This window comes from Ruegeria sp. E5 (genome assembly GCF_056534105.1).
Genome location: NZ_JBQFPA010000002.1, coordinates 627,405 through 643,767 on the forward strand (window position 1 = coordinate 627,405; position 16,363 = coordinate 643,767).

The following is a 16,363-nucleotide window of genomic DNA, read 5'->3' on the forward strand; positions in this document are numbered from 1 at the left end:
TCAGATCCCCAACTCTGAGAAGAAGATCGAAAACAGGGCGTCGATGGCGATGACCATAAAGATCGATTGCACGACCGAGGCTGTCGTCCGCTGACCAACGCTTTCGGATGAACCTTTGACCTGCATAGCCTGCCAGCAGGCAATGACACCGATCACCAGTGCAAAGAACGGTGCCTTGATCATCCCGACGGCAAGCTGTGCGACGCCGGTATTTTCCTTCAACCGGGTCAGGAACATGCCGGGGCTGACACCGAGGTCGATCCAACTCATCAACGCTCCGCCGATCAGGCCAGCCATATCGGCAACAAAGCCAAGAATGGGCAACATGATCAACAGCGCCAGAACACGGGGAATGACCAGAACTTCAATCGGATCCAACCCCAGGGTGCGCATCGCATCAATCTCTTCCTGCACCTTCATCGAGCCAATCGAAGCCGTAAAAGCCGAACCGGAGCGACCAGCGACGATGATCGCTGTCAGCAGGATACCAAGCTCACGCAGGATCGAGATGGAGATCAATTCGACAACAAAGATCTCAGCCCCGAACTGTTTCAACTGCGTCGCGCCCTGAAAGGCCAGAACGACGCCGATCAGGAAACCCATCAAGGACACAATCGGCAGCGCCTTGAAGCCGACTTGCTCCATCTGTGACACCAAGGCAGCACGACGCAGTCGCCATGGCATGATCAGAGTCCGGACCAATCGATGCAGAGTAAGGCCAAGAAAGCCGATGATTGATAATGTGTCCTGCCAGGCGCCAAAAGTTTTTTGCCCAATCCGGGCAACCCAATTCACAAAGCCATGCGGCGGCAGTTCTTCTCCTGTAACCTCGGATATGTTGTGCGATACTGTTTCGATCAATGACGAATGCGCAGGGGCCAACCCTTCGAGCTGGACCTGAGCGCCCTCGCTTCCCATCCGCTGCACCAGATTGGCGACTAGCCAGGCCCCTCCGGTATCCAGCGATTCCACCTGCGACATGTCCACAATGACATCTTGGCCGTTGGGCTTTTGGGCAGCAAAACCCGCTTCGACACGATCCAACGATTGAGTGCGCAGATCTCCGGCAAGGCGGATACAAACGCCGGTTGCGCTGGTCTCGGAAATAATCGTCGGCCGTGTCATAGCGGTATGTGATGGCAAACACCGGGTCGCTGCAATGGATTTGTTCGAACCCCTCAGGATTTTGCACCCGCGCATTGCGGTAGAGCGACAGTGAAGCCCATGGTTCCGGTTCTGGAGCAGGCAGAGCGGGCGAGCCATGCGTTTCGCGTGTTTGCATTGTGGCGCAGGCTCAGTCGGGGTGTTCTGAATGAGGGCGGACAAGCAGAACTATTAATATTCAGATAATTATAGACAAATGTCCTTTGTAAGGTATCGTGAAGCCGAAGTTTTCCTGTTGCGGTTGTGTGTTCGAACAGGCGGCTTGGTCGGGCAGTAAGTGGGCCAATTGGGCGCTTCTTCACCTTGTCTCCGGCTTTTGCCTCAAATGCCTGTCAGGCGCGGATTGAGAGGTGATTGATGGTCGATTGGCTGGTGCATATTCTTCAAAATTACCCTGAACTGGCGGTGTTCCTGTCCATCGGTATCGGCTTTCTCGTTGGTCCTTGGAAACTGATGGGGTTCAGTCTGGGCACGGTCACGGCAACCTTGTTGGCGGCGGTGGTGATCGGACAGGCCCAGATTGAAATCGACTCGGCGGTCAAATCGACTTTCTTCATCTTGTTCATCTTTGCTGTGGGCTACGGTGTCGGACCTCAGTTCATCCGCGGCCTGAAAGCAGACGGCGCTCGCGAGGTGTTCTTTGCGCTCAGCGTACTTGCGCTTTGCCTTGTTATCCCAATCATCGCAGCTAAGGTCGCGGGTCTGGAACTTGGCTATGCTGCGGGGCTTTATGCCGGATCGCAGACGATTTCAGCGGCGATCGGTGTTGCCACCGACCAAATTGGCCAGCTGGGCCTGTCGGCGGAACAGGCCAAAACCTATGCTAACCAGATTCCGATTGCCTATGCGGTGACCTATATTTACGGCACAATCGGGTCGGCCATCATTCTGGCCAAGATCGGCCCGCGTCTGATTGGCGTCGATCTGGTCGCGGCCTGCAAGGAATATGAGGCTAAGCTGGGTGGCACGACGTCGGTTGAAACCGGTGATGGCATCGTCTCGGCATATCGCGCGATCGAGGCGCGGGCCTTTGAGATCCCAGAAGGTAGCGATCTGCTGGGGCAACCGGTCAAAGATCTGATGCCCGGTATCCGCATCTATGCCGAACGCCTGAGACGTGACGGGAAGATCATAGAGGTAGATGATAACACCGTATTGCAGGCCGGAGATGTTGTGATGTTCTCAGGCCGCCGCGCTGATCTGGTGGGTTTGCTTGAGACCAATCTTACAGAAGCTGACGCGCCTGATCTGCTGAGCATACCGTCGGAAAAACTGGATGTGCTGATCACCAGCAAAGAGGTTCATAACAAGACGCTTGAAGAGCTAAGCAAACTGTCGATCGCGCGGGGCATTTATGTCTCGAAACTGATGCGAAACATGCAGGATTTGCCGCTGCTACCCGGGACAGTCGTGCATCGTGGTGACATCGTCACAATTCAGGGCAGCAAGCGGCATGTCGAGGCCGCAGTTGCCCAGATTGGCTATGCCGACCGCCCGGTAGACACCACAGATCTGGCCTTTGTAGGCTGGGGGATTTTCATCGGCGGCATCATTGGAACACTGTCAGTCATGATGGGTGGTTTCCCGATCAGCCTTTCCACTACCGGAGGCGCGCTGCTGGCTGGGCTGGTGCTGGGTTGGCTGCGTACGGTGCACCCGACCTTTGGGCGCATCCCGGGTCCGGCGCTTTGGTTGATGAACACTCTGGGTCTGAACGTGTTTATCGCGGTGATAGGGATCACCGCAGGGCCGGGATTTGTCGCGGGACTGCAACAGGCCGGTATTGCGCTGCTGCTATGGGGAATCGTCGCGACTTCGCTACCAATGATCTTTGCAGTTTACGTCGGGCATTACGTGTTCAAATTCCACCCGGCCATTCTGTTTGGTGCCTGCGCAGGTGCGCGCACCACGACGGCGGCGTTGGGTATGATCCAGGAAGCCGCGCAAAGTCGCATCCCGGCGCTTGGCTACGGAATGCCGTATGCGATCGGAAATACATTATTGACCATCTTCGGGATGGTCGTTGTTTTGATCCTAAGCTGATTTGGAGAGGTTCACGTTATGGATAGAGTAACGCTGCACGATTACGAAGCACTCAGCCCGTTTCAGATCAAGGATGAGCTGATCAAACTGGCCTCGGCCGAGGCGCGTAAGGCCAATAGTGCTTTCCTGAACGCGGGGCGCGGCAATCCTAACTGGGTTGCCACCCGTCCGCGTGAGGCGTTCTTTGCCCTTGGTCAATTTGCCATAACTGAATCCAAACGTGTGATGGACCACCCCGCTGGTTTAGGCGGAATGCCGGCGCAGAAAGGTTGCCATGGACGGCTGCAGAGCTGGGCGTCTGATCATTCCGACACGCCGGGCGTCGATACGCTGCTTGAGGTCGTGGCGCATGCCATATCCGCATTTGATTTCGATGCGGACGAGTTTGTGCATGAACTGACGGATTCGATCATCGGTGATAACTATCCGGTGCCTGACCGCATCCTGAAACACAATGCCACCATTGCCCATGAATACCTGATGTGGTCCATGTGCCGAGGTCACCGGCCTGACGCTCAGTTCGATCTGTTCGCAGTCGAAGGCGGCACGGCGGCGATGTGTTATATCTTCAAGTCTCTCAAAGCCAATCGGCTGCTGAACCCGGGTGATACGATCGCGTTGTGTACACCGATCTTCACCCCCTATCTGGAAATGCCAGAGCTTGAGGATTACAGCCTTGAATCCGTCCATGTGGAAACCGACGAGGAAGACGGCTTCCAACTGACGGATGCCGCAGTGGAAAAGCTGAAAGATCCCAAGGTAAAGGCGTTCTTTCTGGTCAACCCGGGCAATCCGTCTTCGGTTGCACTAAGCACCGCATCACTGCGAAAACTGGCGGATTTGGTGGAAAACCACCGTCCCGATCTGATCGTGTTGACGGATGATGTCTACGGCACCTTTGTGCATGATTTTACCTCGGTCATGGGCCATCTGCCACGCAACACGATCGGGGTGTATTCCTATTCCAAGTACTTTGGCTGCACCGGCTGGCGTCTTGGCGTGATTGCTGTCGCGCAAGACAACATCTTCGATCTGAAACTGGCGGATCACCCGGATGAGATCAAACAGGCCCTGGACAAGCGCTATGGCACGCTTAGCCTGACACCGCGCGACATTCGCTTTATCGACCGGCTTGTGGCCGATAGCCGCGATGTGGCTTTGAACCACACGGCGGGCCTGTCGCTGCCGCAGCAGGTGATGATGACACTGTTTTCACTCAGTGAGTTGGTCGACAGCAAGAAGATCTATCAGACCGCCTGTATGGAGTTGGTTCATCGCCGTTTCAAACTGCTGACCGAAGCGATGGGCATCGAGGTGCAGGCAGGTGAGCATTACGACGCCTATTACGGCATCATCGATTTCGAATACTGGTTGCGAAAATATGTCGGTGAAGATGTCGTGGCTTGGATCAAGCAGAATGTTCATCCATTGGATATCGCGTTCAAGCTGGCCGAAGACTATGGCATCGTTTTGCTGAACGGCAGCGGATTTGATGCGCCCGGATGGTCGGCCCGTGTGTCCTTTGCCAACCTGCCGGACGAGGCTTATTCGCAGATTGGTACAGCCGTTCGATCAGTGGCACGCGGCTATGTTCAAGCCTACCGTGCCGCGAACAATTTGCCGCTGCACGGATAGGTAAATCTCCCTACACCTGCGCCTGAACTGGTGATACCCATGGGCGCAGGGGAGGATGAATTTGGACATTTCCGAACAGCGCATCAAGGCGATGACCACGGCTGGCCTGAACCTGATCGGTCAGGCGCTGTCAATTTATGACAGCCAATTGCGTCTCGTTGTCAGCAACCTGCGGTTTCAGGAAATGTTCGACCTGCCAAACGAACTTGTCGAGCCGGGGGCTCTGTTTCGCGACACAATTTATTTTCTCGCTAGCCGCGGGGAATACGGTTCGGTCGGCGATGTTGACGAGATGGTCGAGCTACGCGTTTCACAGGCCCTCGCGTTCGAGCCGCATTATATGGAGCGCACCCGGCCCAATGGTCAGGTGATCTCGGTTGAAGGTGCACCTTTGCCCAATGGGGGTTGGGTGGCCGTCTATACCGACATAACTCGCACGAAGCGGGTAGAAGATTTGCTGCGCGCCCGTTCAGAAGAACTGTCTGGCCAACTTCTGAGCCATGCCGAAGAGCTTTCTGCAACAAACCGCAAACTGGCCGCAACCATCACCGCGCTGGAAGAAGCCAAGCGTCAACTGACCGAGATCGAGGCCCGCACGCGGATGACGACCGAGATGATGCCGGCTCATATCGCGCATCTGGATGCCGATGGACGATACGACTACTCAAACCGCCGCCTTAGTTCGGTCATGCCCGGCCGTCCGTCTGACATTCTGGGCCTTCATATATCAAAGGCTTTGGGGTCATCTGCCTATGACCGGGTAAAGCCACATCTGGAACAGGCCTATGGAGGCCAACCTTCGGTTTTTGAGTTTACCGAAGATCAGGATTCACGCCGCATTCGGGTATCATTCACCCCGGATAAAGCGGGTGGTGTTTATGTCATGTCGGTGGATATCACCGAAGAAACTCAAGCCCGTGTTGCCCTTCAGCAAACGCGGCGCAGAGCCATGGCGGCGCAGATGACAAGCGGTCTTGCCCATGACTTTTCTAATTTGCTGACCATCATTCTGGGCATGCAGGCGCGATTAGAGAGGATGAATCTGCCCGAGGAAGCCGATCAGCTAGTCACGGCTACGCAACAAACTGCCCGACGCGGGGGGCAATTGCTGAATCGCATCGCAGACATGACCGGCAATCGCACGCCTCAACCTCAGGCGACGGATATGCGCGGTTTACTGGAGGATTTGCGAATCCTTGCCACCCCGTCCTTGCCGCGGGGCATGGGGTTGTCGGTGGTCAATACTCTACCCGACAAGGCGCTGATGCTCGATCCCGGCATGGTTCAGGATGCACTGCTGAACCTGGTTCTGAATGCGCGGGATGCTTGCGGCACATCGGGCCAGATCACGATCACTGCGCATGCAATCGGGACAATATGGGTTGAGATCACGGTGTCGGACACTGGCCCGGGGTTTACCGGGGAAGCATTAAAGAAGGCGTTAAACCCATTCTTTTCCACCAAAGGCAGCGATGGCTCGGGGTTGGGACTTCCAATGGTCTACGACACGGTAAAGCTGGCGGGCGGTGACCTTAATTTGCGCAACACGCCTTCTGGTGCTTCGGTCGTGATACGTTTGCCCTACCGTCCTGCCCCATCCGCGCAAGCGGGTCTCGTATTGTTGGTTGAAGACAGCGATGACCTGCGCAGTCAGTTCCGGGACATGCTGGTCGATTTGGGTTGTTCGGTGATCGAGGCAAGCTCGGTCGATGAAGCTTTGACCTTGACGTCGGAAATCGGTGATATCGCGCTGGTTCTATCAGATATTAAGCTGGAGGGCGAAGGCACTGGGATCGACATTGTCGACCGGCTGAATGGTGCGTTGCCCTGCATACTGATGACGTCGCTGCCGCTAAATGACCCGCTACATCATAAGGCATTGACCCGTGCACCTGTCCTAAGCAAACCATTCACATCGTCGCAATTGTCGGCGTTGATCCGAACCGAGGCCGCCTGAATGACACAACCTTTGGTGACCATTCTCGATGACGAACCTGAAATCCGCCGTATCCTAACGGAAGCGCTGGAAGATGCCGGGTTTCAAACTCAAAGCTTTTCACGTGCCCGTGAATTTGAAGCTTCGCTGAAAAGGGTCACTCCGGATCTGTGTTTGGTGGATTTATCATTGCCGGATACCGACGGTCTTGCACTTGTGCACAAACTTGCGCTTGAGCAAGGTGCTGCCGTCATCATCATTTCAGGCCGCGCTCAGGTACAGGACCGGGTAACGGGATTGGAGCTTGGCGCAGATGATTACATCACCAAACCATTTGATCCAGCCGAAGTAATTGCTCGGGTCCGCGCCCGGCTACGCTCTACTGGACCAGCAACGCCGAATTCAGACATAGCCGAATTCAATGGTTGGACCGCACAGTTTGATCGATATGTCTTGATCAATGCCGATGGCGTCGAGACACCTTTCAGTCATGCCGAAGGTGAGGTTCTGCGATTGTTTCTTGAAAGTCCCAAACGACTGATCAGCCGCGCGCGCATGCAGGACATGTTGGGTGGCGGGGCAGGTGACAGCTTTGACCGCGCTATGGATGTTCGGATTTCCCGCTTGCGAACGAAGCTGGGCGAAGATCCCAAAAACCCGCGCCTTATTAAAACGATATATGGTGCGGGATATATCTTTCTTGGTGACGTGACCTGGTCTTAGTCGTCGGTCCCCTCGACGCCTAAGATGTCTATCGGCTGGCGCTTTGCTATCTGCTGCCCACCTGTCGGTCTCTTCAATCGCGCAGCGCCTCGTCTTTTATCTTCAGAACAGGTTGGATCAGATAATCCAGAACTGACTTTCGGCCTGACAGAATATCGACCTGAGCGATCATTCCTGGGATGATTTCAACCGCTGTACCACCCGCATCCAACATCGTGTCTGACGTCTGAATTTCGACGACGAAAACCTCTTCTTCACTTCGTTCCGAGCGAGTGATGGTGTCGGCACCGATTCGAACGATCTCGCCATCCAGACTGCCGTACCGCGAAAAATCGTAGGCCGTGATCTTGATTTTGACCTTTTGCTCTGGGTGCAGGAAGGCGATGTCTTTGGGTCGAACATAGGCTTCCACCAACAATCGGTCGTCCAACGGAACAATCTCAATCAGTTCCTCACCGCTTCGGGCCATCCCGCCGATCGTCGTCCGGTGAATCCGGTTTACGACACCCCGTACGGGGGCCCGGATCTGCGCGCGAGACGCACGGTCACGCAAAGAGGGCAGGGCAGGTTGCAAGGCGGCAAGCTCTGCCGAAACCAAAGCCAGATCAGTTAGTGCGGCACTACGAAACCGACTGCGCGTAGCGCGGACCTTGTCATCCACTTCATCCAGCCCGGCCTTCAACCGGTTGATCATCGCCTCTGCTCTGACCTTGCGGCCCTTCCATTCCGCCTCGCTACGACGCAGGGCCAAAAGGGTTGTTGCCGGTTCCATCTTCTGTTTGACCAACGGCATCATCATAGCGCGCTCATCGGCCAACACATTCAGGGTCTCGGTTGACGTGACCTGGTCAACCAATCCCTCTTCGTACTCGCGTTGCCTCTGGTCGCGCTGTCGAGAGAGAATTGCAATCTCAGCTTCAAGTTCTGCTTGCCGCCCGTGGTACAGCGCAGTCTCCGACCGCACGACATCTGGCGCGCCAGTCAGAAGATCGTCGTCGAACTCAAGCTCAGCCCCATCGATTTCGGCACGTAGTCGTTGTGCGCGGGCCATCAAACCATAGGCACGCTGTTGCTCTTGGCTCAACTCTCGTTCGATCTGAGTAGTATTCAGTTCCATCAGCAATGTACCAGCCTCAACCACCAGACCCTCGCGCACGTGAACGGACCGCAAAACACCGGGTTCGGTCGCTTCGATCACCTGAATGTCGCCGGATGGCACGATACGCCCATCTGCCCTCACGACATCGTCGAGTTCAGTTAAATGAGCCCAGGCGACGGCGCTTATCAAACAACTGAGTATCAGGAGGAGCAGCAATGATCCCCGCAGCGGTGACCCGCCACGCATTTCACGGGCGAGGCTTTCCAGATCAGGATGCCGCGACATTCAGATGCCTCCCGTGTTTGCGAACTGTCTGCGTCAGGATGTTTTTGGGTCCGTCCATCGCAATTTTGCCTTCCTCAATCACTATGACCCGATCAACCAGTTCCAGCAGGCTGGTTCGGTGCGTCACGATGATCATCGTGGTATCTGGCGTGGTCTTTTTAAGGCGGCGTATAATTTCGGATTCGGATTTGACGTCCATCGCGCTCGTAGGCTCATCCAGCAGCAGGACAGGAGGATGCCCGATAAGCGCCCGGGCCAATGCAATCGCCTGCCTTTGACCACCTGACAATCCTTCTCCTCGTTCGGCTACAGGCTGATCATAGCCCCGTGGGTGCCGCGCGATAAAATCTTCGACACCTGCAATGCGCCCTGCACGGATCAGTTCATCATCACGCGGGCGCACCGACCCGCTGGCAATGTTTTCCCGGACGGTACCGGAAAACAGCCAGATGTCTTGCAAGACTGAACCAATATTTCGCCGCAAGTCGCCGGGATCAATCTGGCGAATGTCCAGCCCGTCCAACATCACCGAGCCCACACGCGGTTGGTAGAGGCCCAACAGCAGTCGCGCAATCGTACTCTTGCCCGACCCAATCTGGCCCAGGACAGCGACTTTTTCACCGGGTTCGATTGTAAATGAAACACCTTTCATCGCATCTTCCGTTTGATCAGGATATGCGAAATGAACATTGTTAAACGTTATCCGCCCGGAAAACTCGGATCTGCTGATCCAAGATTTGCCTTCAGGCCGCTCATTGCTCGCCTGCATTAACGTGTCCAGATTGCGGTAGGCACTGCGTGCCTGATTGACACGTGTCAGGGTTTGCGCCAATTGTCCCAGCGGTGCCAGGGCACGGCCGGTCAGCATCACCGACGCAACAAGTGCCCCCATGCTCGTCTGGCCATCCGTGATCAGAAATACACCATAAAAGACGATAAGTACTTGCGCGGCCTGCTGAGTAAATCCAGTTAGGTTCAGGGCAAATTGAGTAACGGCCCTGCTGCGTGATCCGTAGTTTGACTGGCGTGCAATTGCACCTTCCCACCGCATTCGCATCTGCCGACTGGCGGCGGTTGTCTTGATGGTTTCCAAGCCTGATACAGCCTCAACCAGAACAGATTGCTTGGATTGTCCGTCTGCAAAACTTTGTTCAGCAAGACGCGACAGGATCGGTTGAACAGCCAGTCCGCTGAGAAGAACGACTGGTACAGCGAGTGCCGGAACAAGCGCCAGCGGGCCGCCCACCATATAGATCGCGAATATGAATACCGCGATGAATGGCAAGTCTACGACAGCGACGAGTGTGGCAGAAGTAAAGAATTCACGCAAAGTTTCGAATTCGCGGATGGTACTGGCCATTGCACCCGTTGAGCCCGTTCGGGACGACATGCGAATATTCAGCACCTGGTCAAATACTCGCCGTCCCATGGACATGTCAGCATTCTGGCCGGCGCGATCTATGAACCCCGCGCGAAGGAGCTTCAACGCGAAGTCAAAAAGAAGCGCCAACCCCACGCCAAGCGTCAAAGCAATCAGCGACTCGGTCGCCTCGTTGGGCAAGACCCGGTCGTAGACGATCATGATAAAGACTGAGGTCGTAAGTCCCAGAACGTTTGCCATCGCCGCAGCCAGCGCCACCTGAACGTAAGACCAGCGGTTTGCGGAAAGGGCCGACCAGAACCAATGACCCCGCTGATCCGCTTGATCTGCGTTAACCTCGTCGCGGTGCAAGGGTCGAAACAACAATGCATAGCCCGTGTAGACTTCGCCCACGCCGCTTTCAGGAACCTCTCCGATACCGTCATCTAAAGCGGGGTCGTAAAGCAATAGATCGCCATTGCGCGTGCGCCCGTGGTACACAACGGCGCGATCGCCTTCCAACAACAAGATCGCAGGTGCCAGCGATGCATCAAATGCCGACAGCTTTCGCGCACCAAACCCGACCTGCAGGCCTGCTCGTTGTGCCGCGTGCATCGCATCGCGCACGGTCAACTCACCTGTATCACCAGATTGGCAGGCGTTCAGTGCTGCCACTGTCAACGGTCGCTCAAGTGTCGCCGCGACATTCAACAAGCAAGCTTCCAGTTCGGTCAGAGTTGCACGATCAACATTCATAGCGACTTATCCAGCGTGTCCATCGTGAACCCCGGAAAACCCAGAATGGTCTCGGTTCGGATCGATGAGGTGTAATTGGCCAAAGCGAAGTTCTGTTCTGCCAGAATCAGCCGTTCCTGTAGCTGCATGTCGTTGCGTTTCGCACCCGACACTCGGGATCTCGCAGTCAATACATCCATTCTAGGTTCATGACCTTCCGATACCCGCCAGTAAGGGGGCGCTTCACTACTATTGGAGTTCGTCTGAACGGGCCGCGCTATCAACCCCAATAAGGCCTGAGCCAAGAATGCACCGCCAGCGGCATTCTGGTAAGCTTGGATTGTCCTTGTTTTGGACCCACTTCGTGCCACAATCGAACTGCTCTGAACAGCCTGTCGCACTTGTTGGTCAAAAGCGTTCTTTGAAAGTTGTTTTGATCGTGCTGTTGCGCTTGCTCCGGTCGTTCCTCGCGTTAAAGATGTCTCGACATCGGCTAGGTTGGGCGTTGAGGTGCAGGCTGAAACTGACAGTAACCCCGCTGTTATGCCAAGGATTCCAAGCCCGAGCTTAACCCATTGCATGGATCGCGCCCTCCTTGCATTGTCCGTGCCGAACCTCTTCAGCAAGTGCAGTCATGAATCCGCCAAAGGTGCCGTTTTGTTCTGAACTCCTCGTGCCTGATTGGCTCTGTGCACTGGACAGCCAAACGCAATGCGACAGGGATACTTGATGAGCGTGAATCAACCGTAGCGCGCCGCTGGAAAGCAGGGCCAATTTATAAGACTCGGGCAATCGTTCCAGCAGAATTGGATCAACGCCCCAGTAACCCTCGGTCAAAGTGACGCCATTCTGTTCGTCCAGTGGTACAAGCAGACCCATTTCAGCGATCAAAGAGCAGACTTGGTCCGTTTTGTTTGCCGAGGCCAGGCGATTTTGCAGAAAGCGGCGCACACGGCAGAGATCCTGCGTCAAAAGTCCGTCCACTGTAAAAAATGGTTGGTCCTTAGGGTCATGTGTTACCAACCCTGAATCCTCGTCGACAAACAGACGTGACCGAGAGTCGCCCTTTTTTAAAGCTTCTGCCTGGAATGGAAAGCAACGCAACGCTGAAGGCACATAAGGCGCAAGCCAGCGACCGTTTTGGTCGACGAAGGGCGGTGCCATTTCCGGGATGACTGAGAATAGTGCGACGGGAGAAAAACCTGTTTGGTTTGACAGGAACACAATCGGAAAAGATGTGGCAATTTGCGGAACTTCTGAGATGACGATGGGACAGGCGTCCATCTCTGCAACAAATTGGTATGATGTGAACCGGCGCCAGAATCGATTCCTGTGCCGTACAAGGCTGACTGGGAAAAGGCCGTTCTCTTCCATGTGATCCTCTTGTTCTGAAGAGGCGAGGCTACATTTGTGCATCGCCCCAAGCTACGTGCGCCGTTTAGGCTGAAGCGCCAGTTGGGTCAGTGATCAGGATGTTGTCGTCGGACAAACTGCTCAGATCGGAAAGGCCATCGAACTGTGCAAGCGCTTCGACCGACGCCGAATCTGGGCCAGAGTAGTCAACCTTGACCAGAATGCTGTCAGTGCCGTCCGTTGCCAGCAGATACATCTCATCACCTGATTGAGCACCATTCAGGTTTTCGGCTGCGCTAGTGATTGTATCCAGATCAAGGTCCGAAAGCGTGGTCTCCAGCCCGACGAACCCGGTGTTGGCACCAATTGTGCCGCCGGCCACCAAGGTCTCCACACCGGTCCCGTCGCCGCGAAGCGATGTGGTATTCAACCCCTGGAACATCAAGGCGTCAGAAACGCTGGCTGCTGGGCCCAGTGTGAAACCATTGATCGTATCAATGCCATTTGAAGATGAGTCAGCTTCGAAAACGATGACGTCTCGACCCGCCCCGGACACATCTATGGTGTCGTCGCCCTGGTTGCCGCGGATGACATCATCAACATCCGAGCCCGTAATGGTATCATTCCCACCGGTGCCGAGATGGAGCTGTGATGGCCCTCCGTCTGGAGTGGTCAACGTCAAGACGATGGGTTGGTTCGCGTCCTGAACTGTCATGGTAAATGTCACCACAGGCTGCGATAAATCCCCATAGCTCGTGGCCGCGCCCGCGAAACTGATTGCGGAACCTCCATTCGGGTTAGCCAGAAAGAGATTGAAGTCAGGGTTTTCTGACTCGGAGCCGCTATCGTAGGTCGCCACCGAAGGATCGAACCCCAGCTCGGCGGTAAAGGCCAGACCGCTTGAGATATCGCGATCGGAATCTGCGTAGACCTCGAACGTCACTGTCGTTCCGCTGCGACCGGCTTCAACGATGGTGTAGGCCGCCGGAACATGAGCAATTGCCTGTTCGGACACCGGATCAGGATCGGGGCCGCCTGCGACTGTCGCCTGTGCTTCGAAATCGAGGGCGTCTCCCGCTTCAATCGAGGCAAAGCTTGCAGCAGGCGCGGACAGGGTCCAGCTCCCATCGGCTGCAACTGTGGCCGAACCAAGCGAGACCGAGTTAAGCGTGAGATCGACCGCTTGTCCGGCAGACAGGCCTGCGGAACTGCCTGATACGGTCATTCCAGTGTTTTGTGCATCGATCAGCGACACGGCACTATTGGCACCCACATCATCGATGTAGAGGATAGGTTTGAAATCCGTGGCCAACATGGTTGTCGCATCGGTTGCCGGGTTTCCTGCGGCGTCTTGAACCGATGCCGTGACCGCAAAATTGCCTCCATCGGCCAAACTGGCCAAATCCGCCGAAGGAATGCTTGTGCTCCACAAGCCACCAGAAACCACCGCACTGTAGGTCTGGCTATTAAGGCTAATCGTTACAATCTGCCCGTCCTCGGCATTTGTTGTCCCCGACACATTGAGGTCTGTTCCCTGTTCAACGATATCCAGAACCCATCCAACCGAAAGCGGGTTCAATGCAATTGTTGGTGCGCTGAGGTCGGTGCTGAAACTGGTCGTCGCAGCATTCGTGTTGCCAGCCGCATCCGTGATTGAGGCGTTCACGTCATACGTTTGCCCGTCCTGCAGGCTGCTCAAATCGGCAGCAGCCGCTGTGAATGTCCAGATGCCACCATTTACAGTGGCGGTTCCGCCGGTCAGAACCGCACCTCCGGATTGGATGATCTGTACCGAAACTTGCGTACCATTGGCCGCATCAGAAGTTCCCGAGACCACCAGATCCGTTGCTTGTTCGGTCAGGTTGACTACTGCTCCATCTGAGAGTGATGATATGGCGAGCGACGGGGCGGAGAAGTCCGTGTCGAAGCTGTTGGTCGCCTGTATCGCCGGATTGCCGGCGGCATCCGATACATCCGCTATCGCGCTGATCGTAGCTCCATTGGGTAACGTCGCCAAATCCGCCGAGGGGACACTCACCGACCACCCCCCGGTTGAAGCCTGTCCAGTGTAGGATTGGCCGTTCAGATTTACGGTGATTGTCTGACCATCTTCGGCGGATGTAGTGCCCGTAATGGTCAAGTCCGTACCACGTTCCGCAGCATTCAAAACCGCTCCGCCCGAAAAACTGTCGATACTCAGAGTTGGGGCGGTGACATCTTTGGATAAGTTGACGCTGACTTGCGGTGCGACAAGGCCGTCGGCGTCCGTCACGTCGCCCGTGATATTGAAGTCTCCACCATCGGCAAGCGCTATGAGATCGGCGCTGGGGATTGTCACACTCCAACTGCCGCCCGAGACCGAGTCGGTATAAGTCTGCCCATCAAGGGTTACTGTTACCTGCTGCCCGTCGGTTACGTTCCCTGTTGTCCCGCTTACGACCAGGTCAGATCCGGTTTCGACCGCATTCAGGATAGCCCCGACCGACAAGGGAGTGATTGCAATTGATGGGCCCGTAAGATCGACCGGAACGGATACCGATATCGGTGTTGCCGAATTGCCTGCTGTGTCGCTGACGGCAACTGAAACGGATGCGGGCACACCGGTAGTCAAACCAGACAAATCGGCATTCGGGATCGTCACTGACCAACTGCCGCCCGATACAGAACCCGTGTAATCCTGACCGTCGAAAGATACATTGACCATCTGGCCGTTTTCAGCTGTGGTCGTGCCCGACAAGACAAGATCCCCAACGACATCGGCCAGATCTATTGAACCGCCACCCACTGGGTTTAATGTCAGATCAGGCGCGGTCAGATCAGTTTCAAAACTTCCATTGGCCTGAGCTGCTGGGTTCCCAACGCGATCTGATACATCAGCCGTCACCGTGACGCTTGACCCGTCTGGCAGCGTGGTAAGATCTGAAGCGGGCACCGAAACGCTCCAGCCGCCGCCCGAAACGGTGCCACTATAGGATTGCCCACCAATCGCTACCGTTACGGTCTGCCCATTCTCGGCATCCGTTGTGCCAGAGATTTCGAGATTTGTACCTTGTTCTGCAGCATTCATTACCGCACCCGGCGAGAATGTATCGATGGTCAGGACCGGCGGAATGGTATCAACGTCGAACCTTGCGGTTTCAGCCGATAGCTCCATCCCGCTACCATCCAGATGGCGCACGGAAACATCCGAGATCCCCTGAGGCAGGGCCGCTGCCTCGGCCTGCGTCAGTGAAACGCTCCAGCTTCCGTCGCCTGCAGGAGTGACTGATTTTGTCACCGATCCGATGGTAACTTCGACAGTCGTCGTTCCATCCGGCGCTGTTGTTTGGCTGCTGAGATTGCTCAATGCGTTTGATTGCAGCTCAGCCAGGTTCAGGCTGGGCGGTCGAGGAGGTGAGGGGGTAACGCTGGGTTCGGCATCAGTTTCATCGTCGCTGTCTCCACCGCCGCCGCCTCCGCCACCAGCAGCTGCAGCACCGGCTATTCCCAGCCCGCCCAAGGCCAGCCCGGCACCGCTTACGCCACCTGCGGTCGCTGCGGTCGCACCTGCGGCCTCTGCGGCTAGACCTAATTGTGCAATTTCGCCGACGACTTCATCTGCAACCATTATGGTGCCGTTTTCCAGAATCTGTACGTTCTCGGCAGAGACAACAATCGTCCGCCCATCTGTCAGTTTCAGCTGCACGTCGCCATTCGAAAGCAGCTTTGCCACCCGAACGCCCGGAATTGACTCAGCAAACTGATGTGACGCAAGCTGTTCATCGGTGGCCTGCGCAAGAGCTGGTAATGCGAATAGTGTCGAGCCAAGGCCGCCAGCAACCCCGCGTCCTACCCATCGCTGAAGTTTTTTGTCGAACCATTTGCGGATATGGCGCGTACGTTGCGCATCGGGCCCGGCGTCCGTGGTCGATTTATTGGTCGAAACGGTATCTTTGGTCATTTTGCCCTCTCATTAGATGGACGCTGGTCGTTGCGTGATATGCTGTTTTCGGCCGATCTGGTCTGTGGTTTGATCTTATGCGCCATTCGA

Annotated in this window: 10 protein-coding genes; 4 read left to right on the forward strand and 6 right to left on the reverse strand. The window is 55.7% G+C overall.

The genetic code is table 11. The features are described 5' to 3' along the window. Complete coding sequence (locus tag ACR0BI_RS10985) at positions 1–1,125, reverse strand: ABC transporter permease (protein WP_170422810.1); 1,125 nt, start codon at positions 1,123–1,125, stop codon at positions 1–3. A 396-nt stretch (positions 1,126–1,521) separates the two neighbouring features. Here ACR0BI_RS10985 and aspT point away from each other — a divergent pair, with 396 nt between their 5' ends. Genes aspT through ACR0BI_RS11005 form a run of 4 tightly spaced genes read left to right on the forward strand, consistent with a single transcriptional unit; the run spans position 1,522 to position 7,501 of the window. Beyond that, a complete protein-coding gene (aspT, locus tag ACR0BI_RS10990) occupies positions 1,522–3,207 on the forward strand; it encodes an aspartate-alanine antiporter (RefSeq protein WP_170394528.1) in 1,686 nt (561 codons plus the stop codon). Between the two features lie 18 nt (positions 3,208–3,225). Further along, the gene (locus tag ACR0BI_RS10995; RefSeq protein ID WP_480562016.1) at positions 3,226–4,842 is read left to right on the forward strand and encodes a bifunctional aspartate transaminase/aspartate 4-decarboxylase; all 1,617 of its coding nucleotides are present in this window, start codon (positions 3,226–3,228) and stop codon (positions 4,840–4,842) included. Positions 4,843–4,897: 55 nt separating this feature from the next. Beyond that, positions 4,898–6,799: a PAS-domain containing protein gene (locus ACR0BI_RS11000; RefSeq protein WP_480562014.1), complete on the forward strand. Its 1,902-nt coding sequence runs from the start codon at positions 4,898–4,900 to the stop codon at positions 6,797–6,799. Then, a complete protein-coding gene (locus tag ACR0BI_RS11005) occupies positions 6,800–7,501 on the forward strand; it encodes a response regulator transcription factor (RefSeq protein WP_170394537.1) in 702 nt (233 codons plus the stop codon). Positions 7,502–7,574: 73 nt separating this feature from the next. On the opposite strand, the gene ACR0BI_RS11010 is transcribed toward ACR0BI_RS11005, so the two are convergent. From ACR0BI_RS11010 to ACR0BI_RS11030, 5 genes are all read right to left on the reverse strand, one after another. Continuing rightward, a complete protein-coding gene (locus tag ACR0BI_RS11010) occupies positions 7,575–8,885 on the reverse strand; it encodes an HlyD family type I secretion periplasmic adaptor subunit (protein ID WP_480562012.1) in 1,311 nt (436 codons plus the stop codon). Next, a complete protein-coding gene (locus ACR0BI_RS11015) occupies positions 8,869–11,001 on the reverse strand; it encodes a type I secretion system permease/ATPase (protein ID WP_480562010.1) in 2,133 nt (710 codons plus the stop codon). Before ACR0BI_RS11015 ends, ACR0BI_RS11010 begins: the two co-directional genes overlap by 17 nt. Then, positions 10,998–11,180, reverse strand: a complete 183-nt coding sequence (locus ACR0BI_RS11020) for a hypothetical protein (protein WP_170394547.1) — start codon at positions 11,178–11,180, stop codon at positions 10,998–11,000. Before ACR0BI_RS11020 ends, ACR0BI_RS11015 begins: the two co-directional genes overlap by 4 nt. A 367-nt stretch (positions 11,181–11,547) precedes the next feature. Next, positions 11,548–12,354: a SapC family protein gene (locus tag ACR0BI_RS11025; RefSeq protein WP_480562008.1), complete on the reverse strand. Its 807-nt coding sequence runs from the start codon at positions 12,352–12,354 to the stop codon at positions 11,548–11,550. 64 nt (positions 12,355–12,418) lie between these two features. Next, positions 12,419–16,273 carry an Ig-like domain-containing protein gene (locus ACR0BI_RS11030; RefSeq protein ID WP_480562006.1) on the reverse strand — a complete coding sequence of 1,285 codons (3,855 nt, stop codon included), beginning with the start codon at positions 16,271–16,273 and terminating at the stop codon, positions 12,419–12,421. Positions 16,274–16,363 lie beyond the last annotated feature (90 nt).